At 66.4% G+C, this 19,590-nt stretch carries 19 protein-coding genes; 12 read left to right on the top strand and 7 right to left on the bottom strand.

Features of this window, described 5'->3' with window-relative positions; genetic code table 11:
* Positions 1-52: 52 nt before the first annotated feature.
* The 3 genes from JOF56_RS40515 to JOF56_RS40505 all read right to left on the bottom strand — a co-directional run bounded on the left by JOF56_RS40515 (position 53) and on the right by JOF56_RS40505 (position 4,846).
* On the bottom strand, positions 53-2,179 hold the full coding sequence (locus JOF56_RS40515) for an MMPL family transporter (protein ID WP_307855473.1): 2,127 nt from the start codon (positions 2,177-2,179) through the stop codon (positions 53-55).
* Between the two features lie 17 nt (positions 2,180-2,196).
* On the bottom strand, positions 2,197-3,156 hold the full coding sequence (gene sigJ, locus JOF56_RS40510; protein ID WP_209644840.1) for an RNA polymerase sigma factor SigJ: 960 nt from the start codon (positions 3,154-3,156) through the stop codon (positions 2,197-2,199).
* 112 nt (positions 3,157-3,268) lie between these two features.
* Complete coding sequence (locus JOF56_RS40505; protein WP_209644838.1) at positions 3,269-4,846, bottom strand: acyl-CoA synthetase; 1,578 nt, start codon at positions 4,844-4,846, stop codon at positions 3,269-3,271.
* A 61-nt stretch (positions 4,847-4,907) separates the two neighbouring features.
* Between JOF56_RS40505 and JOF56_RS40500 the strand changes: the two genes are divergently transcribed.
* Positions 4,908-5,516, top strand: coding sequence for a TetR family transcriptional regulator (locus JOF56_RS40500; protein WP_209644836.1), 609 nt, complete (start codon positions 4,908-4,910; stop codon positions 5,514-5,516).
* Positions 5,517-5,795: 279 nt separating this feature from the next.
* Complete coding sequence (locus tag JOF56_RS40495; RefSeq protein WP_209644835.1) at positions 5,796-6,608, top strand: alpha/beta hydrolase family protein; 813 nt, start codon at positions 5,796-5,798, stop codon at positions 6,606-6,608.
* Here JOF56_RS40495 and JOF56_RS40490 read toward each other — a convergent pair.
* Entirely contained in the window at positions 6,603-7,265 is a 663-nt protein-coding gene (locus tag JOF56_RS40490) for a GntR family transcriptional regulator (protein WP_209644833.1), read from the bottom strand. The two genes, JOF56_RS40495 and JOF56_RS40490, sit on opposite strands and share 6 nt — an antisense overlap.
* A 116-nt stretch (positions 7,266-7,381) precedes the next feature.
* On the opposite strand from JOF56_RS40490, the gene JOF56_RS40485 reads away from it, so the two are divergent.
* The 8 genes from JOF56_RS40485 to JOF56_RS40450 are packed head-to-tail and all read left to right on the top strand — an operon-like array spanning position 7,382 to position 14,165.
* Positions 7,382-8,164 (top strand): FAD binding domain-containing protein, encoded by a 783-nt coding sequence (locus tag JOF56_RS40485; RefSeq protein ID WP_209644831.1) that lies wholly within the window; start codon positions 7,382-7,384, stop codon positions 8,162-8,164.
* Between the two features lie 14 nt (positions 8,165-8,178).
* Positions 8,179-8,673 (top strand): (2Fe-2S)-binding protein, encoded by a 495-nt coding sequence (locus tag JOF56_RS40480; protein WP_209644830.1) that lies wholly within the window; start codon positions 8,179-8,181, stop codon positions 8,671-8,673.
* Entirely contained in the window at positions 8,673-10,058 is a 1,386-nt protein-coding gene (locus JOF56_RS59720) for a xanthine dehydrogenase family protein molybdopterin-binding subunit (protein ID WP_209644828.1), read from the top strand. Before JOF56_RS40480 ends, JOF56_RS59720 begins: the two co-directional genes overlap by 1 nt.
* Positions 10,058-11,062: a xanthine dehydrogenase family protein molybdopterin-binding subunit gene (locus tag JOF56_RS59715; RefSeq protein ID WP_209644826.1), complete on the top strand. Its 1,005-nt coding sequence runs from the start codon at positions 10,058-10,060 to the stop codon at positions 11,060-11,062. The genes JOF56_RS59720 and JOF56_RS59715 overlap by 1 nt, the downstream gene beginning before the upstream one ends.
* On the top strand, positions 11,059-11,907 hold the full coding sequence (locus tag JOF56_RS40465; RefSeq protein WP_209644825.1) for an AAA family ATPase: 849 nt from the start codon (positions 11,059-11,061) through the stop codon (positions 11,905-11,907). The genes JOF56_RS59715 and JOF56_RS40465 overlap by 4 nt, the downstream gene beginning before the upstream one ends.
* Before the next feature lies 1 nt (position 11,908).
* Positions 11,909-13,000: a vWA domain-containing protein gene (locus JOF56_RS40460; protein WP_209644823.1), complete on the top strand. Its 1,092-nt coding sequence runs from the start codon at positions 11,909-11,911 to the stop codon at positions 12,998-13,000.
* Entirely contained in the window at positions 12,991-13,869 is an 879-nt protein-coding gene (locus tag JOF56_RS40455; RefSeq protein ID WP_209644821.1) for an amidohydrolase family protein, read from the top strand. Before JOF56_RS40460 ends, JOF56_RS40455 begins: the two co-directional genes overlap by 10 nt.
* A gap of 17 nt (positions 13,870-13,886) precedes the next feature.
* Positions 13,887-14,165 (top strand): YciI family protein, encoded by a 279-nt coding sequence (locus JOF56_RS40450; RefSeq protein WP_209644819.1) that lies wholly within the window; start codon positions 13,887-13,889, stop codon positions 14,163-14,165.
* A 68-nt stretch (positions 14,166-14,233) separates the two neighbouring features.
* On the opposite strand, the gene JOF56_RS40445 is transcribed toward JOF56_RS40450, so the two are convergent.
* Positions 14,234-15,328, bottom strand: a complete 1,095-nt coding sequence (locus tag JOF56_RS40445) for a hypothetical protein (protein WP_209644817.1) — start codon at positions 15,326-15,328, stop codon at positions 14,234-14,236.
* A 245-nt stretch (positions 15,329-15,573) separates the two neighbouring features.
* On the opposite strand from JOF56_RS40445, the gene JOF56_RS40440 reads away from it, so the two are divergent.
* On the top strand, positions 15,574-16,449 hold the full coding sequence (locus JOF56_RS40440) for a hypothetical protein (protein ID WP_209644815.1): 876 nt from the start codon (positions 15,574-15,576) through the stop codon (positions 16,447-16,449).
* 5 nt (positions 16,450-16,454) lie between these two features.
* Here the strand turns inward: JOF56_RS40440 and JOF56_RS40435 are convergent, their stop codons facing one another.
* Positions 16,455-17,552, bottom strand: coding sequence for an epoxide hydrolase family protein (locus JOF56_RS40435; protein ID WP_209644813.1), 1,098 nt, complete (start codon positions 17,550-17,552; stop codon positions 16,455-16,457).
* A 62-nt stretch (positions 17,553-17,614) separates the two neighbouring features.
* Here JOF56_RS40435 and JOF56_RS40430 point away from each other — a divergent pair, with 62 nt between their 5' ends.
* On the top strand, positions 17,615-18,580 hold the full coding sequence (locus JOF56_RS40430; protein WP_209644811.1) for a helix-turn-helix transcriptional regulator: 966 nt from the start codon (positions 17,615-17,617) through the stop codon (positions 18,578-18,580).
* On the opposite strand, the gene JOF56_RS40425 is transcribed toward JOF56_RS40430, so the two are convergent.
* A complete protein-coding gene (locus tag JOF56_RS40425; protein WP_209644809.1) occupies positions 18,577-19,275 on the bottom strand; it encodes a transporter substrate-binding domain-containing protein in 699 nt (232 codons plus the stop codon). The genes JOF56_RS40430 and JOF56_RS40425 overlap by 4 nt on opposite strands.
* Between the last annotated feature and the right edge of the window lie 315 nt (positions 19,276-19,590).

Raw genomic sequence — 19,590 nt, 5'->3', positions numbered from 1 at the left:
GGAATAGCCGCCCCTCCCGGCGAACGGAGATTTCACGGAGCACCGTCGCATGTCAATGACTTGCACGATCATGCAAACGTGCGGAAGCCGGTTCGTGATCGGGCCTGCCCGCCTGCGGCCGGGGATCGTCGTGCTGCCTGAACAGTTTGCCGGGCCACCACATCCATCGGCCCACATCCAGGGTCAGCGCGGTGACCAGCACGGAGCGGACGACCATGGTGTCCAGCAGGACGCCGAACGCCACCGCGAACCCGAGTTCAGCCGCGAACACCAGCGGTAGCGAGGCCATCGCCGCGAAGGTGCCGGCCAGCACCAGACCCGCCGAGGTGATCACACCCCCGGTGGCGGACAGGCCTGTCAGCGCACCGCGCCGGGTGCCGTGCAGCAGCGCGTCTTCCCGTACCCGGGTGACCAGGAAGATGTTGTAGTCGACGCCGAGTGCGACCAGGAACACGAACGTCAGCAGCGGGAACGAGGCCTCCGCCCCGGCGAACTGGAACACGTGGTCGAACACCAGGCTGCTCACACCGAGGGCTGCTCCGAACGACAGCACCACTGTGGCCATGAGCAGCAGCGGCGCGACGATCGCGCGCAACAGCAGCGCGAGGATGAGGAACACCACGAGCAGCACGATGGGGATGATCACCTCGGCGTCGCGGGTGGCCGCTTGCTGCGTATCGAGCAGGATTGCCGTGTTGCCGCCGACCTCGGCGTCCGCGCCCTCGATCTTGTGGACCGCGGTTCTGGCCTGCTCGACAGTGCTTATGGCGGCCGTGCTGCTGGGAGCGTCCTTGAGCTCCCCGAGCATGATGGCCTCGCCGTTCTTGACCATCGGCGGCGAGACGCCGGCGATTCCGGGCACGCCGGACAGTGCGATCCGCACCTGCTCGGCCGAGGCGGCCTTGGCCACGACGTAGATGGGGTCACCCGCACCGGCTGGGAAATGCCTGGAGTGGATCTCCTCACCGACGGCCATCTGCGGCTTGCCGGTGAACTGGTCCTTCGCCGACAGCCCGTCGGCCTTGAGCCCCAATGCCCCGAGCACCATGACGCCGAGAACGAGCGCGGTGCCGATCCACACGATCCGGGGCCGGTCGGAGACAGCGGCGCCGACCTTGGTCCAGATGCCCTGCTTTGCAGGGCCGGCCGATCCGTACGCCGGCTTCACCGGCCAGAAGACCCAGCGGTCGCAGATGACCAGCAGGGCCGGCATCAGAGTGACCATGGCGAGCAGCCCGACGAGGATGCCGATGGCACTGGCCGGGCCGAGCCCCTGCGTGGAGTTGAGGGTGGCCAGCATCAGCAGCATCAGGCTGACCGCGACGGTCGCGGCGCTGGCGATGATCGCGGGACCGGAGCGGCGCAGGGCCTCCGCCATCGCCTTGTGCCGGTCCTCGTGGCGCCGTAGCTCCTCCCGATACCGTGAGGTGAGCAGCAACGCGTAGTCAGTGGCGGCGCCGAACACCAGCACGGTCAGGATGAAGCTGGTCTGCTTGTTGACGGTGAGCCCGGCGTTCTCCGCCAGCAGATAGATCACTGCCTCCGACGTCATCAGGGCGGCGCCTGCGGTCACCAGCGGTAGCAGTGGCAGCCATGGGCTGCGGTAGGTGAGCAGCAGAATGGCGACCACCACCAACGCGGTGATCACGGTCAGGTCGCCTCCCGAGCTGAAGGCCTTGATCGAGTCGGACGCGTGACCGGCCGGTCCGGTGATGTGGAACCCGAGGCCGTCGGCGTTGCGCTGACCGACCTCGGTCATCGCGTCGACCACCCGGCCGATCCCTTCCCAGCCTTCCTTGTCCTTGCGTACCTGGACCACGGTCTGGATGGCCTTGCCGTCCTCGGCCGTCGTGGGACCCTGCGGCTGCCCCACGACGCCTTCGACACCCTCGAAGGCCTCAGCGTCGGCTTGGGCCTTGGTCATGTCGGCGGGGGTGATGCCCGCCGGCCGGTCGTAGACCACGATCGCGGGCACGGTGTCGGCGGGCTGGAACCTCGTGGCCCGGTCGACGACCTTGGTCGACTCCGCGTTGCCGGGCAGCCAGGCCGAATTGTCGTTCTCCTCGACGTCACCGAGCCTGCCGGCCAGCATGACGGCCGGGATCAGCAGAGCGATCCAGAGGGCGACGACGACCCATTTCGCCACCCTGCCACTGGGCAGGGACGCAATTTTCCGCACTTGATTGTCCTTGATGGTCAGTCGACGTGAGAGAGCTTGTCCGGATCGGACACGGCGTAGATCCCGCACACCTGGTCGCCGTCCGGAGTGAGATCGAGGACGATGACGGCGTAGGGGGTGCCACCGGCGAACAGCAACGCTGACGGGTCGCCGTTGACGCTGCGGTAGGCGATGTCGAGGCCCTTGCCCGTGCTGGGGCCGATATCGGCGATCAGGCGAGCCACCTCGTCCCGGCCCCGCAGCGGCCCCCCGGCTGCCTGAACCTGGCCGCCGCCGTCGCCCCACAGGGTCACGTCGGGCGCCAGGATCTCCAGGAGGGCGTCCAGGTCACCGCCGATCGCGGCGGCCATGAACCGTTCGGTCACCTGCTGCCGGACGTGCGGGTCGGGCTCGTAGCGAGGACGCCGGGCATGGACGTGCTCGCGGGCGCGATGGGCGAGCTGGCGAATCGCCGCGGGGCTGCGGCCGAGGATTTCCGCGATCTCGGTGTGGGCGTAGCCGAACACCTCGTGCAGGACGAACACTCCGCGTTCAAGCGGCGTAAGGGTTTCCAGGATCACCAGCAGCGCCATCGACACTGACTCGGCGCGCAGTGCCGCATCGGCGCCGTCGTGGGGGACCGGAGCGTCGGTGAGGGGACTGACGAGCGGTTCAGGCAGCCATGACCCGACGTAGGTCTCGCGGCGGCGGTTGAGGATGGCCTGGTGCGCCAGCGCCCGGTTCACCGCGATCCGCACCAGGTAGGCGCGTGGGTGGTCGATCCGTTCCGCGCCCGGTCCCTGGTTTCGGGCCGTCCACGACAGCCAGGTCTCCTGCAGTACATCCTCGGTGTCGGCGACAGTGCCGAGCATGTTGTAGACAATGGAGAAAAGCAGCTCACGGTGGTCGTTGAACACCTGTGTCGCGGTGCCGGTCACCGGATCCGGCGGCTCGCCTCCGCAAGAGGCCGCCGCCGAGTCCGGCAAGGGGTTGTCCATCGTAGAGCCTTCCGTCGCGGATGCGTTCGGAAAGGAGAGCGATCCAGGCACTCGGAGTGTGATGCCGGTTCCCTGAATGTGACCTGAATCTCACGGCCCTGGATGGACAGGGTCAAGGCTGGTCCAGGCCGGCGGCCTGGGTGAGGGTTTCGGTGGCCCATCTGTAGTCAGGTTTGCCGGAGGGGGAGCGTTGGATGCGGGGGACGACGTGGGTGAAGCGGGGGAGTTTGTAGCGCGCGACGAGCGGGGCGAGGTGGGTTTCGAGGTCTTGCGGGCTCGGGGCGGCCGCGGTGGGGTGGAACTGGAGCACCGCCGCGACTTTCTGGCCCCAGCGGGCATCGGGGATGCCGGCGACGACGGCATCGGTGATCGCGGGGTGGGTTTTGAGCGCGGCCTCGACCTCCTCGGGGTAGATCTTCTCGCCGCCGGAGTTGATGCAGATGGAGCTGCGCCCGAGGAAGTGGACGGAGCCGTCGGCGTCCACAGTGGCCAGATCGCCGGACAGGACCCAACGGACGCCATCGACCTCGACGAACGTGCGCGCCGTCTTGTCGGGATCGCCGTAGTAGCCCTGTGCGATGTGCCCGCGACGAGCCACCTGACCGACTACGCCACTGCCAGGGGCGACAGGTTTGAACGTGTCGTCGAGAACCGTGGTGCTGTCGTTGACGGTGAAGTGTCGTCCCGAAGTCACACCGGCTCCACTATGGCCGGTTTCGGTGGACCCGAAACTGTCCACTATGAACAGATTCGGCAGGTGCGCCTGGAGCCGGTCCCGCACGGGTTGGGTGAGCAGGGCACCCGCGCTGGCGATGATCTGCAGCGACGGCAGGGCCTGGGGCGCGGCGTCCAGGGCTTCGATGATCGGCATGGCCATCGCGTCACCGACGATCATCATGGTCTGGCAGCCCTGCTCCTGGATGATGCGGACCGCTCCCTCGCCGGAGTACTTGCGAATGAGGCAGACCTTGCCGCCGGCCAGGAAAGCGATGAACGCGGCCAGGACGGCCGTGCCGTGCATGAGGGGCGGCGCGGCGAACATCACCAAAGGAGCGGTGGCCGCCGCGCGAGGGCCGGCGTCCTCAGGTTTGGCAAGGGGTTCCGACCCGCCGCTCATACCGCCGAACAGCAGATCCTCGTGCCGCCACACGACGCCCTTGGGCATGCCGGTGGTGCCGCCGGTGTAGATGATCATCAGGTCGTCGGCGGAACGTTCGGGGAATCCCGCGCGGTCGTCGGGTTGGGTCCTCAGCGCATCTTCGTACCGAAGGGCGCCGCCAGGCAGCCCGTCACCGGAGCCGACGGCCAGTAAGTGCCGTAACCGCGGCACGTCCGGCAGAACGGCGGCCACACGGTCGGCGAATTCGGTGTCGTACACCAGTCCGACGAGGTCCGCGTTGTCGTAGAGGTATCGCAACTCGTCGCGGACGTACCGGAAGTTCACGTTGATGGGCACAGCGCGGATCTTCAACAGCGCGATCATGGTCTCCAGGTACTCGGCGCCATTGGTCATGTGGCAGCCGACGTGATCACCGGCGCGGACACCGGCCGCGGTGAAGTGGTGGGCCAGCCGGTTGGCGCGCTGGTCAAGCTGCCGGTAGGTCAGCGTCCGTCCCTCGGTGTACAGGGCATCCCGGTCAGGGATCGCGTCGGCGATGTCCTCGAACAGGTCGGCGAGGTTGAACTCCATCAGCAGCCGCCTTTCCTGGAAAGGGGTGAGACCAGGGTGAGACATCGTCTAGAATGAGACTATGTCTCACCCTGGGTCTCACAGTGAACCGGAGGGTCTCGCAGTCCGCAAGAGGCGGGCGACAAACGCCCGGATCGCCGCTTCGGCAGCCCGGCTCGCCGGTCTGCATGGCGTCGCCAGCACCACCGTGGAGCAGATCGCGGCGGACGCCGAAGTCGCGCGGGCGACCTTCTTCCGCTACTACGACACCAAGGAAAGCGCGGTCGCGGAAGGCATCACCGGTCCCTGGCTCACCCTCGTCGCCGAGGCGATAGCCCACCAGCCCGACCACCTGTCCGCGCAGGAAACGCTGGTCGTGGCCTTCGCCGAACTCGCCGACGAGTTCCCCGCACACCACGACCAGATCCGCGAACTCGCTCGGCTCACCCGCTCCTCAGCGACCCTCAGCGCCTGGACCGCGCAGACCTACCAGCGTTACGAACACGCCATCGCCGAACTGCTGACCCCGCGTTTCTCTGCCCTCACCGAACGTGACCCCCGGCCGCGCCTGCTCGCTGCCCTCGCGATGACCGCCGTCCGTATCTCCCTGGACGACTGGCTCGACCACGGCGGCGCACTTCCCGATCTCATCCGCCGCGCCCTCGACTCGATCTCCATCGACCCGCGGTAGGGATCTGGCTTCAATCGAAGGCGTCCATGTTGTGGAAGATCTTCCAGAGTTCGAGCCGTCAGCCGGCTGAATTCATGAGATCCAGCGCGCTCTGTTGCCGGGCCCCGTCGCTGCGCTGGAACGGACCGGCCCAAGGCTTGCGTCTCCGTGGTCAACGCTTCTGGCGGGTCAGGTTTTTGTCATGCGCCCGGATTGCCTCTTGTTAGCCCCGGTGGACCCAGGTTACCGTGGGCATACTCTACTGACACGAGTCAGTGAACGGCCAGTTTTGGGGATGGTGTGATCCGGTACCACGACTTCGAGCACGACGGCCTGACGTTACGGTCCACCGTGCACATTCCGGACGGTTCGCCGGGAACGCGGTGGCCGGTGGTGGTCTTCGTGCACGGCTTCACCTCCAACCGGTTCGAGCTTCCTTCGTTCGTCGGGATGTCGCGGTTGCTGGCCGACAACGGCATCGCGTCGGTGCGAGTGGACCTTTCCGGGCATGGTGAAAGCGACGGTGACTTCTTCGACGTCACGATCTCGGGCGAGATCGCGGAAGCGCGGTCGGTGGTGCGGTCGGTCCGTGCCTTCGACGTCGTTGATCCCGACCGGGTCGGTCTGGTCGGGATGAGCATGGGCGGTGTGGTCGCGGGCATTGTCGCCGCCGAGGAGCCCGGAATCCGGGCGCTGTGCCTGTGGTCGCCTGCGGCTGTGGCTCCGTTCGAGGTCGGCGGCGGGTACCTCAAAGGGCGCAGCCTTGCCGCGGAGATCGCGGAAAAGGGGTACTTCGACGCTGACGGCCACCGCGTGAGCCAGGCTCTCGTCGATGACATCGCCGGGCTTGACGTCTACGGGCGCTCAGCGGGCTACGGCGGGCCTGTCCGCATCATTCACGGCGACAAGGACGACATCACCCCGGTCGAGTACGCACGCCGATATCTCGAGTACTACGCCGGCAATGCCGAGTTGGAGGTCGTCGCGGGCGCCGACCATGCGTGGGGAACCGTTCCACACCGGGCCCGGCTGCATCAGTCCACCTTGGACTTCCTGACGGCTAACGGGTGCTGCCGCTCGAAGCCGTCAGCCCGTGCACAGCGTCCTTCATAGGCGGGTCCGTCCGTGGGCGTCGTGCGGTAGGTCGGCGTAGTGCCATTGATGGTCGCGGGTGAGCTGGCATGCGGCGTCGAGATCGCCCGACAGCAGGACGTTCAGCAGTTCTTCATGCTCGTTGGCGACCTCGTCGAGGTCAGGTTCGACGGCGACGAGGGTGGCCGCGGTGCGTGCCTCGATCTGAAGCGCCTCCCAGGCGTTCTTGAGTAGCTCGTTGTGCGCGGCGTCGATGACGTGCCGATGGAAGGACACGCTGGCGGCCCCGACTGCCTGCACGTCACCGCGGCGTGCTGCGTCGTGCAGGGCGGCGACATCGGCGCGTAGGGCGTCGAAGGGGAGGGTGCCTGAGGGGAGCGCCAACCGCGTCGCGGCCTCCTCGAGCGCGGCGCGTACGACGTAGCTTTCCCGCAGGGTTTGTTGGATGAAATGGCGGACGAACGTGCCGCGCCGCGGCTTGGTCTCGACCAGGCCGATCGTCTCCAGCTCGCGCAGGGCCTCGCGGACCGGGGCCTGACTCGTGCCGTAGCTCTCCGCGATGCGCGTCTCGATGAGCCGTTCGCCTGGCTGGAGTTCGCCGGAGACGATGCGCCGGACGAGCGCGTCGCGGATCTGCCGGCTCAGCGTGAGCCGGGGGAGCGGCTGGGTCTCGGTCATGCGGTCCTTCTGGAGGTCTTGACGGTGTCCTGGGTGAACCGTACCGTCGGACTCAGGTTATCAATTATCGATAATCGAGCAAAGTGGCCTCACTGGGAGGTTCTGTGCTATCGAGCGTGCTCCTGCCATCGTCTGCGGCAGAGGCGGTTGACCTGCTCCGGCAAGGCGGATGGATCGTCAGCGGCGGCACTGTGGTGATGCCCCGGGTGAACACCGGCGCGATCCCGGTTGATCGGTTGGTTTCGCTGCGCAAGGCAGGCCTCGACGAGATCCATGTCGATCACACGACGGCGACACTCGGTGCCGCGACCACTCTGGCGAAGATCGGCGCGTACGACGGCCTGCGCTTCCTGCACCCGGTGATCCGGTCGATCGCCTCACCGCCAGTACGCAACCTGGCCACAGTGGGCGGCAACCTCTTCGTCGCCCAGCCCCACGGCGATCTCGCCGTGGCACTCCTGGCTCTTGATGCGCGTGTCGAGATCGTCGGCCGTGACGGCACACGCGAGGTCTCGGTCGGCGAACTGAGCGCAAACCCGGGGGAGATCGTCTCCACTGTGCACTTCGAACTGCCCCGGAAAGGAACCTGGTTCTACCGCAAGGCCATGCGGCGTAAGCACAACTCCGCGTCGATCGTCACCGTCGCCGCAGTGGTGGCCGTCGAGGACGGCGTGGTCCGCAGTGTGCGGATCGCGCTCGGCGGGGTTGCCCCACGTCCGATTCGGGCGCATGCCGCCGAACAGGCGTTACTCGGGGGAGTATTCGACAGGTCCACTGTGGAATCTGCTGCCGAGGCGGCCCGCGAAGGCATCGAACCCTTCGACGACGCCTACGCGTCCGCCTGGTACCGCGCCCGCGTTCTCCCCGTCCACGTCCGCAGGGCCCTGCTCGGCGAGTAGCGAAAGGTACGCACATGGCTTCCCGGATCGTGTCCCTGGCTGTCAACGACCGGCAGCAGGAGTTCATCGCCCAGCCTGGAACCTCGCTGCTGACCGCGCTGCGCGACGCTCTCGGGCTCACCGCCGCCAAGAGGGGCTGCGCACAGGGAGCGTGCGGATCCTGCACGGTACTGCTGGATGATCAGCCTGTCCCGTCGTGCCTGGTCGCGGTGGAGACGGTCGACGGATCGTCGGTGCGGACGCTGGAAGGCGTTGCGACCGACGGCGAACTCGACGAGGTCCAAAGTGCCTTCCTGGAGGACTTCGCCACCCAGTGCGGGTTCTGCACCGCGGGGATGATCATGACCGCTGAGGCGCTGCTGGCCGAGAACCCAGACCCGACCAGGGCTGACGTCGTCGAGGCGATCTCCGGCAACGTCTGTCGCTGCACGGGGTATGAGCCGATCGTGACAGCGGTGCTGGACGCCGCCGATCGTCGCAAGGCGGCGCGGAACGGGGGACAGGCCTGATGTCCTACCGTCGCACTCCGATCGACAGCACGTACTTCGCCGACGAGCGCGAAGATGATCCCGACTTCACCGCGATCGGTAAGGTCGTCGACCGGGTCGACGCTCGTGGGCATGTGACCGGGCGTACCGAGTTCTTCGAGGACGTGCGCCCAGCCGGCCTGCTGCACCTGAAGATGCGCCGCTCGGATCGGCACCATGCCCGGATCACGTCGGTGGACACGTCCGGTGCGCTCGCTGTGCCCGGAGTCGTGAAAGTGCTGACCTACAAGGATATTCCGAACAATCTCTACACCCCGTTGAAGCTGATCGGGGTCACCCCTGACGACGAACCGATCCTGGCCGAGGGCAAGGTCCGCTACCTCGGTGAGCCGATCTGTGCGGTCGTGGCCGAGACCGAAGCCGCGGCCTACGCGGGCGCCACGGCGATCACGGTCGAGTACGAAGACCTGACCCCGGTATTCGACGTGGAGGAGGCGCTGGCTGAGGGCGCTCCTGTGGTCAACGAGTACCACGGCCGAAACTACTTCACCTACGAGGGGCACCACTGCCGCCGGGTCCGGCTCGGCGACGTGGCGGCGGGATTCGCCGAGGCAGACCATATCTTCGAGTGGCGCTACCAGTCGTCGCCGATCGAGCAGGCGCCGGTCGAGACCACCGGGTGCGTGGTGGTTCCCCAGCCGGACGGGCGGCTGCGGATCCACTCCGACACCCAGGCGTGCTTCTTCACCCTGGACAACACCGCTCTGATCCTGGAGACGGAGTTCAACAAGCTGCGCATCGTGGGTGGCACTGTCGGCGGGGGTTTCGGCGGCAAGGTCGATGTTGTCGTCGAGCCGGTGGCCTGTGCGGCCGCGATGGTCACGCACAGGCCGGTGAAGTTCGTCTACGGCCGGTACGAGGAAATGCAGATCTCCTCGCCGCGTGCTGCGGAACGTATCTACATCAAGGACGGCGTGCTCAACGATGGCAAGATCGTGGCCCGTCAGGTGACCGCGTACATCGACGCCGGCGCCTACTCACGGCACACCCCCTACGGCACAACCAAAGCAGCGGCACACTTTCCCGGCCCGTACACGATTCCAAACGTGCGGATCGACTGTCACTGCGTGTACACCAACAGAACTCCCTCAAGCGCGATGCGCGGATTCGGCGTCACGATCGCTGACTTCGCGCTGGAGTCCCAAATGGACAGAATCGCGCGAGCGCTGGACATCGACCCGCTGCAGTTGCGTCTGCGCAATGCCTACCGGGACGGCGATATGAAGGCACACCGCAAACTCGCCGAGGGCACCGCGCTCATCGAGGTCATGCAGCGGGCTGCCGAGCTGGTGGGGCACGAGCTGCCCGAGTCCTACCGGTCGATGTCCTCGAAGGGAGGACGGTGATGGCCAAGCTGCTCGGGCGGGGCTACGCGGCGGTCAACTACCCGACCGGGATGAACCTCGGTGGTGACCCGTCACAGGCGCTGATCCACGCCACCACCACAGGTACCTTTGTGATCTCGCTGTCCTCAGTGGACCTCGGTCAGGGGCTCACCACCGTTGTGGCCCAGTGCGCCGCCGAGACGTTGGGACTGCCGGTCGAGAACGTTCTGGTCGACACCGCGGACACCGACACGGGCCCGCACTGCATGGGCACGTTCGCCAGCCGTGGCACGCACCGGATCGGCAACGCGGTGATCATGGCGGCCACCGAGGCACGAGCCGTGATGCTGGACGTGGCCGCCGAGGAGCTCGAAGTCGATGCGGCAGACCTGGAGACCGACGGCTCGGGGTACGTCAAGCTCAAGGGCTCCGAGCTGAAGAAGATCCACATCACCGATCTGGCGATGGCGGCGCACTTCAAGCACGGCCGCACCATCTCCGGCCGAGGCATCTTCATGAAGGAGAAGAGCGATCTCGTGCCGGAGACCGGCGAGATGGACCCCGACTCCTGTCACGCGCACGCGTGCACAGTCGCCGAGGTCGAGGTGGACGACGAGACCGGGGTCGTGGAAGTGCTGCGGATGTACAGCGTCTACGAGATCGGCCGCGCCCTGCACCCGGTGATGGCCACCCAGCAGGTGGAAGGCGGCGCGTGGATGGGCATGTCGCACGCGCTGTTCGAGGCCACCGAGCCGTACTACCCGGTCCGCGACCACGGGCCGACGGACTTCACCGAGTACCTGATGCCGGGCGCCGCGGACATCCCGGAGCAGCACAGTGTCCTGATCGAACGCCCGGCGGCCAACGGGCCGTACGGCGCCAAAGGCATCGGCGAGATGACCGCGAACGGCCCGATCCCGGCCATCGCGAACGCGATCTTCGACGCGTGCGGCGTCCGGCTGGAGCACATGCCGTTCACCCCGGAACGAGTGCTGCGGGGTCTCGACGCGCTGCATGGCTCATGAACGAAGCCGAGCTGGCGCAACGGATGCGGGAAGAGCGGTACTTCGCCGACGAGGGCCTGCTCACCGCCGTGTACCTGGCATTGACCCTTGGCCGCCCGCTGTTGCTGGAGGGCGAGCCAGGGGTGGGCAAGACCGAGATTGCGTCTGTGCTCGCCCGTGTTCTGGGGCGTGAACTGGTCCGGTTGCAGTGCTACGAGGGCCTGGACGCCGGACAGGCACTGTATGAGTGGGATTATCCGAAACAGCTGTTGCATCTGCGTGCCGCTGAGGCGCGTAACGCTGACGTCGGCGATGTGTATGACGCTGCCTTCCTGCTGGAACGGCCGCTGCTGAAGAGTTTGCGGTGCGCGGAAGGCGCTGTGTTGCTGGTCGACGAGATCGACCGGGCGGACAGCGAGTTCGAGGCCTTCCTGCTGGAGTTCCTCAGTGACTTCCAGATCACCATTCCCGAGCTGGGCACGGTCACTGCGGCGAAGGCGCCGGTGGTGGTGCTGACCTCGAACCGTACCCGTGAACTGCACGACGCCCTTAAACGCCGATGTCTGTATCACTGGATTCCGTTGCCGGATGCCGAACGCGAGCGCGCCATCGTGCGCGCACATGTGCCTGGTATTGAGGAAGAGGCTGCGGAAACGCTGGTGCGCGCGGTGTCCAGGGCTCGTCAGCTGGACCTGCTCAAGCGACCGGGGATCGCCGAATCGGTCGAGTGGGCACGCGGCGCGGCCGCGCTGGCCGATACCGGCGACTCGTGGCCGGTCGCGCTGCGCCGGGCACTGGGCCTGCTGATCAAGGACGAGCAGGACATGGCGCTGGTCCATGGCCACATCGAGGAGCTGATCGGCTGACATGGGCGCCGCCGACCACATGCGTGGGTTCCTGCGGGACCTGCGCCGCCACGGCCTGCCGGTGCCGATACCCAAACAGCAGGATTTCTTGCGCGCGATCGCGTTGTTGCCGCCGCGAGACGTCTCACACCTCTACTGGATCGCCCGTACGACGCTGACGACCTCAAGCCGTGATCCGGAGATCTTCGATCCTGTCTTCGATCTCTGGTTCCGGGGCGGACCGGGTGTGTCCGAAGTGGACGCTGGTGAACAACCTGCGCCCGATACCGGCGGCCACTGCGTCGATCCACCCGACCGGGCCGTTGGGGAGGGCTCTGGCCTGGCGGCCAGTGCGTCGCGGTTGAACCGGCGAGCGTCCTTCGCCCGGACACCGGATGAGGAACGCCGGATCTTGGCTCAGCTAAGCAGGATTGTTCCAGCGGCGGTTCCCGTGGTTCGATCCCGGCGACGTAGGCCTGCCCGGCGCGGCGACCGGCTGGACGTCCGGGAGGTGCATCGGGCGGCCTGGCGGTCCGGGGGAGAGATCGTCAGCCTGCGGTGGCGGCGCCGTTTCGAGCGGCAGCGGCCTGTGCTGGTGCTCATCGACATCTCCGGCTCGATGAAGCAACACAGTCCGGACTACCTGCGGTTCGCGCATGCTGTTGTGGGCACGTGTTCCCGCGCCGAGGTGTTCACGTTCGGCACCACGCTGACCCATGTCACCAAGGCATTGCGGGCGCGGGACGTCGATGCCGCCTTGGCCGGGCTGGCAGACGTGGTTCGCGACGCCGATGGCGGGACACGGATCGGGCCGTCACTTCAGGAGTTTCTGGGAAACGCCCGGCATCTCAGGATGGCGCGCGGTGCGCTCATCCTCGTGCTGTCCGACGGTCTGGAGCGGGGCGACTGCGTGCCACTGACAACGGCTGTGCGGAGGCTGTCGATGCTGGGGCACCGGCTCGTCTGGTGGTCTCCGCTGGCTTGCGACCCGGCCTACCGGCCCATCACCCGGGGCATGGCGGCTGTCGTCGGCCACGTGGACGCCCTCGGCGGTGTCCGTGACCTTGAGACCGCCCGTGACCAGCTGCTGAGAGGAACGCACGCGTGGACATAGTGGACTCGCATCACCACGTCTGGCGGAAAGCGGACATGCCGTGGCTGTCCGGCCCGATGGTTCCGCGGATCTTCGGGCCGTACGAGCCGATCAAGCGGGACTACCTGATCGAGGAGTACATCGCCGACGCACGGTCGGGCGGGATCACGCAATCGGTGTACGTGCAGGCGAACTGGCCGCTGGACCAGGTGCTGGCCGAGGTCCAGTGGCTCAACGAACTGCACCTCTCGACCGGCTGGCCGACGGCCGTGGTCGGGTCGGCAGACCTGTTCAGCCCTGACGCCGCCGAGGTGATGAAGAAGCAGGCGGAGCTGCCCATCGTTCGTGGCACCAGGCTTCAGTTGCACTGGCACGAACGGGAGGAGTTCCGCTACGCGCCGGCCCCGGACACCATGAAGGATCCGGTGTTCCGTCGCAATCTCGGTGCACTGGCGGATCTCGGCTGGGTGTTCGAACTGCAGGTGTTCGCAGGCCAGATGGCCGACGCCGCCGCGCTGGTGGCCGACTTCCCGGACATGACCTTCGTGCTCGTCCACGCCGGGATGCTGACCAGCCGTGACGAAACCTCGTTGCGCGGGTGGCGGGAAGGCATGGCACAGCTGGCTGCCCTGCCGAACGTCGTGGTCAAGCTGACCGGCCAGGGCACATTCGTACGTCGCCTGGATCCCGAGTTCATCTCGTTCGTGGCCACCGAGACACTCGGCTGGTTCGGGCCGGACCGAGCCATGTTCGGGACCAACTTCCCGGTGGAGAAGCTCTGGACCACCATGCCGGAGCTCGTCACGGCATGGCGAAACGCACTGTCCACAACAGACCAATCTGCTGTGTTCGCCGGTACTGCCCGGCGCGTCTACGGACTGTCGAACTGACCGAAAAGGAGAACCAAGTGGCACTGTTCCTGCTGACCTACGGCTACAACGACTCCGACCTGCGCGCGCAGCGCCGGGACGACCACGTCGCATACCTGAACAAGCTGAAGGACGCCGGCTCACTGGTCGTCGCGGGCCCGTACAACGACCTGACCGGCGGAGCCATCCTCTACCAGGCCGACTCCGAGCAGGATGTCGAGGCCCTGATCGCCGGCGACCCGTACACGCAGGCCGACGTGACCAAGGACCGCTACCTCCGCGAATGGAGGATCACTGTAGGCGCGATCACCGGCTGAGGAGAAAACGCCGGCGAGACTGGCGGCCGATGGTTGTCGGCCGCCAGCCTGCGTTTTGTGCTGCCCGTTTAGACGGTCTGAACCCAGGTGACCAGCACATTCAGGTCGGCCTTCACCTGGTCCCAGGTCTTGTAGTGACCGCCCATTGTGCGAAGCTCGAAAACGGCCAGATTGTCGCCGTTCTCGACAGTCGGCGGAATGAGGGTCATTTTCCCGTACATACTCGACTGGAACACTTGCGGAGCTCCGGTGAGCGCGGATTTCAGGTAGTCACTGAGTGAGAACGCGGGCAGGCCGGGGATTTGCCGGACGACGTTCTCGTTGAAACTCGCCGTTTTCCCGGGGGTCTCCGTCGTGTCCTGGTATTTCGCGATCCGGTCGAGCATCGTCTCGCTCTTCCAGCTGAGCCCGAGGTACGTCAGCACGTCCTGCGGCAATGCCGGGAAGATCTCGTGGAACGAGGTCCGGCACAGGGCGACGGTGGTGTTCTTGACCTGCCCCGACTCCTGCACCTCGCTGGTGTAGTCGGCGATCCCGGCGATCTGCGTGTACACCAGTTGCATGTAGGCGTGCATGACCTGGACGCTCTGCTGGCTGGTGGCGCCGTTGACCGCGAAGTCGTTGGCCACCTCGGTGGCGATCTGCGCCGCCTGGCTGGTGCGGAACCGCGCGCGGTTCAGGAAAGCCGGGTGACCAGGGGTGAACGGGGCGATTGTGGTGCGCAGCAGGTCGAAGAATCCCGCGAGCGCCCTGACCGGCACACCGACCGAGTAGTGCAGGAAAAGCCCATCGGTCCCGTCGTGCTCGGCCGGCGTGTAGTCGCCGGGGAAGTTGATGATCCGTGCCTTGAGACCATGTTCGACCGGGTTGCCGTACGGAGCGATCGCGGCGGCGAAGGAACCCGGCTTGGTCCCGTAGAGCGCGTCCCGCATCGTCCTGATGCCGTCGACCTGGTTCATCAGGAAGGCCGGCCCCGTCGTGCTGCTCGCGCCGGTCACCGGGACCGGTTCGGTGACGAATTCGATGTTGGAGTAACCGCCACGCTTGTCACTGACAATTTTGAGATTGTGCGCCGGGCACTTCGCGAGATTGCTCTCCCCGTCCAGCTTGGTGCCCTTCCCGTCGTCGACCAACAGGCTTATCTCGATCTCGAACCCGATCATGGCGTACCCCTTCGGTGAATGTGCCGTTCCGCACCACTCGTCTGTCAAATGTCCGAGACCGTTTCTGTCTGTGTCTGAACCGTTATCGAACACATCGTTTCAAGAATTGTCCACGTCGGACTTCCTTAACAAAACCTCAAGCCGGGGAAATGTCTTCGGAATGAAATCGCAGCGGACGGAGCGGCCGGAAGATCAACTCATGTTCACCCTGGTGTGGGGACGGCAGGCGCGGTAGAACCGGAGGTATGTCCGAGCGCGGCGGCAGGCCGCATCTCGCGGTCAAGCGTGAGGTGCTCGTGCGGTATCTCGATGCGTGGACTCCGGTCGCGCTGCGGTCGCATCGCGGGGCCACCTATGTGGAGGCCGGCGGTGGAAGTTTTGCGGGGGACGCGTTTCGGGTTTTCGGTGAGTTCGCTGACCGGCTTGAGGGGCATCGCCTGGATATGGTGATGGCAGGGGCTTCCGGCCCGGCGGTGCTGGGTGAGGCACCGGCGGGGCTGGCGGTGCGGTCGGTCGCTGATGCTGAGGATCTTGCGGTGGCCGGGCCGGTGCTGCTGCATTTGGATGTGGTTGAGGATGGGGCATTCGGCGAGTCGGACGTGTGGCGGTTGGTGGATTCGTTGGGGCGGGGCAAGTCCCGGGAGGTTCTGCTCACGTTGCCTGTGCGGGAGCCGGTGACGGAGTACCGGGAGCGGCTGCGCGCAGTGGGGCTGGGATGCGCGGTCACTGTTGAGCTGGTTGCCGAGGGCGGTGGGGCGCAGCTGCTGGTGTTCGCCACTGGGGACAGCAAGCATCTCGCGATATTCAAGAACGAGCTGTGGGCAGCGGACGAGTTCGCGGGGATTCGTTATCGCGATCCGCGCGATGCCGAGCGCGCCTTGGTCGATATCTCGCTCACACCTCAGCTTCTGCCGTTGCGCCGGGCGTTGCTGGCGGAGCTGGCTCGGCGGCGGAGCTGCACCGTCGCCGAGTTGCAGCAGTATGCCCTGCTGGAGACGATCTACCGGCCTGCTGATGCTGTTGGGGCGTTGACGTCTGCGGCTTCAGCAGGTGCTGTCACTCGCGAGCCTTCGAAGGGGCGTCTCACTCCGCGTACCGTCGTCGGTCACCTCGAAGGGTAATTGCTTCACCGGACTTTGGCGAAGAACTCCCGGATGTCCGCGGCGAAGGCCGACGGCTCGTCCATCGCGACGAAGTGGTGGCCGGCCGGATTGTTCTCCGGCCAGTGCACGATCTTGTTGGTGCGCTCGGCGAATCGCCGGATCCCGGGCGGTCCGTTGTAGACACCGGTGGGCACCGTCGGCTGGCCTTCGGGCCAGCCGATCTCCGTGCTGTCGAAGTACGGCCAGGCCGACGTGCCGAACGTGCCGGTGAACCAGTACAGGCTCAGGTTGGTCAGGAACGCGTCCCGGCTGATGGCCTCTTCCAGGGGTTTGCCGCTGGCGTTGAACTCGTGGAACTTCTGCGTCATCCAGGCGAGCGCGGCCACCGGCGAGTCGTTCCAGCCGTACGCGAACGTCTGAGGCGCCGACCGCAGCAGAGCGTGATGGTCCACGCCCTTGATCCAGTCCTGGTCCATCATCCAGGCGAACCCCGCCCGCTCCTCTTCGGTCATCTCCGGCAGGTCGGCCTCGGTGGGAAAGCCCAGCCCGCCGATGATGTACACACCTGCCACGCGGTCCGGCGCGATCTTGGCCATCTCAGGCGCGACATAGGCACCGAAGTCCCCGCCCTCCACGCCGTAACGGTCGTAGCCGAGCCGTTGCATGAGTTTCACCCACATGTCCGCCACCTCAGGCGCGCCGAAGCTGGTCTTCGGGGCGTCGGAGAAGCCGAAACCCGGCACCGACGGGACGACGACGTGGAAGTCCCGCAGCAGCCCGATGAGGTCGGCGAACTCCACGAACGTGTTCGGCCAGCCGTGCGTGAGCACCAACGGCAGCGCGTCCGGCTCCGGCGAACGCACGTGCAGGAAATGCACGCCCAGCCCGTCGATCTCGGTGATGTACTGCGGGAACTCGTTCAGCCGCGCCTCGTGCGCACGCCAGTCGTAAGTCGTCCGCCAGTACTCGGCCACCTCGCGGAGATGGCTCACCGGCACACCCCGGCTCCAGCCGTCGCCACGCAGCTGGTTCGGGAAGCGGGCCATGGCCAGGCGAGTGTGCAGGTCGTCCAGGTCGGCCTGCGGGATGTCGATACGGAACGGGCGGATGTCGTTGCTCATGGGACTTACGTTAGAGACGATGTAGGTCAGATCATGTCCTAGTTGTGCGGCATCCTGAACATGTGACTGACACCGCGGCCCGGCTGCTGAAACTGCTGTCCCTGTTGCAGACTCCCCGCGAGTGGCCGGGCAGCGAACTGGCCGAGCGGCTGGACGTCAGCGCGCGGACTGTCCGCCGTGACATCGAGCGCCTGCGTGACCTCGGCTACCCAGTCGAGGCGACCATGGGCGCCGAAGGTGGCTACCGTCTCGTCGCCGGCACCGCAATCCCGCCGTTGCTGCTCGATGAAGAGGAAGCCGTAGCGATCACGGTCGGCCTGCGCATCGCGTCCGGCCACGCCGTCAACGGAATCGACGAAGCATCTGTGCGCGCGTTGACGAAGCTGGAACGCGTACTGCCGACGCGACTACGGCGTCGGGTTGCTGCGTTGGGCTCAGCGACCGTGCCACTGCTCACCGGGGACAGCCCGACCGTTCAGCCGGAGACCCTGACGGGAGTTGCCACCGCGATCGCCAACCACGAGCGGCTGCGTTTCGCCTACCAGGACAACACCGGCGCGGAGACCAAGCGGCTGGCAGAACCGCACAGCCTGGTGTCGGCCAGTCGCCGCTGGTACCTGGTCGCCTTCGACAACGACCGCGACGACTGGCGCATCTTCCGGCTCGACCGGATGGACGCATTGTGGCCGACCGGCGCCCGGTTCGTGCCCCGGGAACTGCCTGCCACGGACGCGGCCAGTTACGTCACCAGCAAGCTCTACTCGATCATTCCGACCTATCAGGCTGTCGCGACACTGCACGCGCCGATGGACAAGATCGCGCACAAGGTAGGCACGTCACTCGGCGAGCTGACCCCGATCGACGACCGCACCTGCAGCCTGCGCAGCCACACGGACACATTGGAGTGGCTGGCATTCCGGCTGACGATGCTCGGCTGCGAGTTCGAAGTGCACGGGCCACCTGAACTCGCCGAGTACCTACGCGCTTTCGGTGCCCGCGCGACCCGTGCGGCGGGACAACGGTCCTAAGCCGGGGGAGCGACAGCGGCGTCCGCCTGGTGGGAGCGCTTGAGGGACTCGGCGATGAAGCCGTTGGCCTTCAACTCTTCGATGAGGCCACACAGGAACGGGACAGTTTTCGGATCGCGGGACTTCGTGGTGCCGACGGCCTGCTGGATCTGCATGAACCGCTCGTCGATCAGGCGGGTGCCAGGGTTGGCGGCGACGAACTTGGTGATGGGCTGCCTGATACCAGCGGCCGCGTCGAGGCGTTCGGCCTGGAAGACGAACGTGCCCTCAAGGCCGCGGACAACAGTCGCATGCTGGAGAGTGCGCGTGAGAAACAGGTCGTAGGCAGAACCCTGCTTGACGCCGATGCGCGTACCCGGACTGTCGACCTCGGCGGGCGTGGTGAAGGGGGAGTCCTCCGGCACGGCGTAAACACCCTCGATCACGACGTAGGGCGCGGTGAAGGCGACCTCAGCCTCGCGCGCAGGATCAATGGCCAGGAAGCAGATGTCAGCCTTACCCTCGGTCATCGCCTCGAAGGACTTACGGGCGGCATCGAAACACAGGAACTCGACGGGCACATCCAGCCGGCCAGCGATCTCCCGGGCGATGTCCACTGTGACACCGGCCGGTTCATCAGCGGTACCCTGCGCAAGAACAGGATTGCCCAGGTTGATCGAGGCCCGCAGAACGCCGGTCGGCGCAAGATCCATCATGGATTCGACCGTATAGCATCAGCCATCCGAGTCCAGGGCGCCGCAAGCAGCGGCGACCAGCCCAAGCCCGGCACGCCCCAGCGAAACCCGGCCCACACCCAAGTCGCCTCTCAGCGAAGTGCATCAACAAAGAGATGGCGCCGGCGGACGAGAGCGAGCGCTGTCCTGGGCTCGTGTGGTCACCCTGGGGGCAGGCCGACCGAGGAGGAGAGCGCGAACCGCTCTTCCGTCCTCATCTGAGGGAGGTTTGCCCGCCCGGCGAGGGCACGTCTTGCAAACAATCACAGCACCAACACAATCAGCGGGATCGCCACC

The organism is Kibdelosporangium banguiense (assembly GCF_017876405.1).
GTDB classification, from domain to species: domain Bacteria; phylum Actinomycetota; class Actinomycetes; order Mycobacteriales; family Pseudonocardiaceae; genus Kibdelosporangium; species Kibdelosporangium banguiense.
Note: the sequence above shows the minus strand (reverse complement) of the source record. Positions and strands in the feature narration are given on the sequence as shown.

Excerpts from the sequence above, each read along its gene's own strand:
- JOF56_RS40500 (WP_209644836.1), top strand. The coding sequence starts at position 4,908 with ATGTCTCACCCTGGGTCTCACAGTGAACCGGAGGGTCTCGCAGTCCGC.
- JOF56_RS40465 (WP_209644825.1), top strand. The coding sequence starts at position 11,059 with ATGAACGAAGCCGAGCTGGCGCAACGGATGCGGGAAGAGCGGTACTTC.
- JOF56_RS40440 (WP_209644815.1), top strand. The coding sequence starts at position 15,574 with ATGTCCGAGCGCGGCGGCAGGCCGCATCTCGCGGTCAAGCGTGAGGTG.
- sigJ (WP_209644840.1), bottom strand. The coding sequence starts at position 3,156 with ATGGACAACCCCTTGCCGGACTCGGCGGCGGCCTCTTGCGGAGGCGAG.
- JOF56_RS40490 (WP_209644833.1), bottom strand. The coding sequence starts at position 7,265 with ATGACCGAGACCCAGCCGCTCCCCCGGCTCACGCTGAGCCGGCAGATC.
- JOF56_RS59720 (WP_209644828.1), top strand. The coding sequence starts at position 8,673 with ATGTCCTACCGTCGCACTCCGATCGACAGCACGTACTTCGCCGACGAG.
- JOF56_RS40435 (WP_209644813.1), bottom strand. The coding sequence starts at position 17,552 with ATGAGCAACGACATCCGCCCGTTCCGTATCGACATCCCGCAGGCCGAC.
- JOF56_RS40480 (WP_209644830.1), top strand. The coding sequence starts at position 8,179 with ATGGCTTCCCGGATCGTGTCCCTGGCTGTCAACGACCGGCAGCAGGAG.
- JOF56_RS59715 (WP_209644826.1), top strand. The coding sequence starts at position 10,058 with ATGGCCAAGCTGCTCGGGCGGGGCTACGCGGCGGTCAACTACCCGACC.
- JOF56_RS40505 (WP_209644838.1), bottom strand. The coding sequence starts at position 4,846 with ATGGAGTTCAACCTCGCCGACCTGTTCGAGGACATCGCCGACGCGATC.
- JOF56_RS40460 (WP_209644823.1), top strand. The coding sequence starts at position 11,909 with ATGGGCGCCGCCGACCACATGCGTGGGTTCCTGCGGGACCTGCGCCGC.
- JOF56_RS40425 (WP_209644809.1), bottom strand. The coding sequence starts at position 19,275 with ATGATGGATCTTGCGCCGACCGGCGTTCTGCGGGCCTCGATCAACCTG.
- JOF56_RS40445 (WP_209644817.1), bottom strand. The coding sequence starts at position 15,328 with ATGATCGGGTTCGAGATCGAGATAAGCCTGTTGGTCGACGACGGGAAG.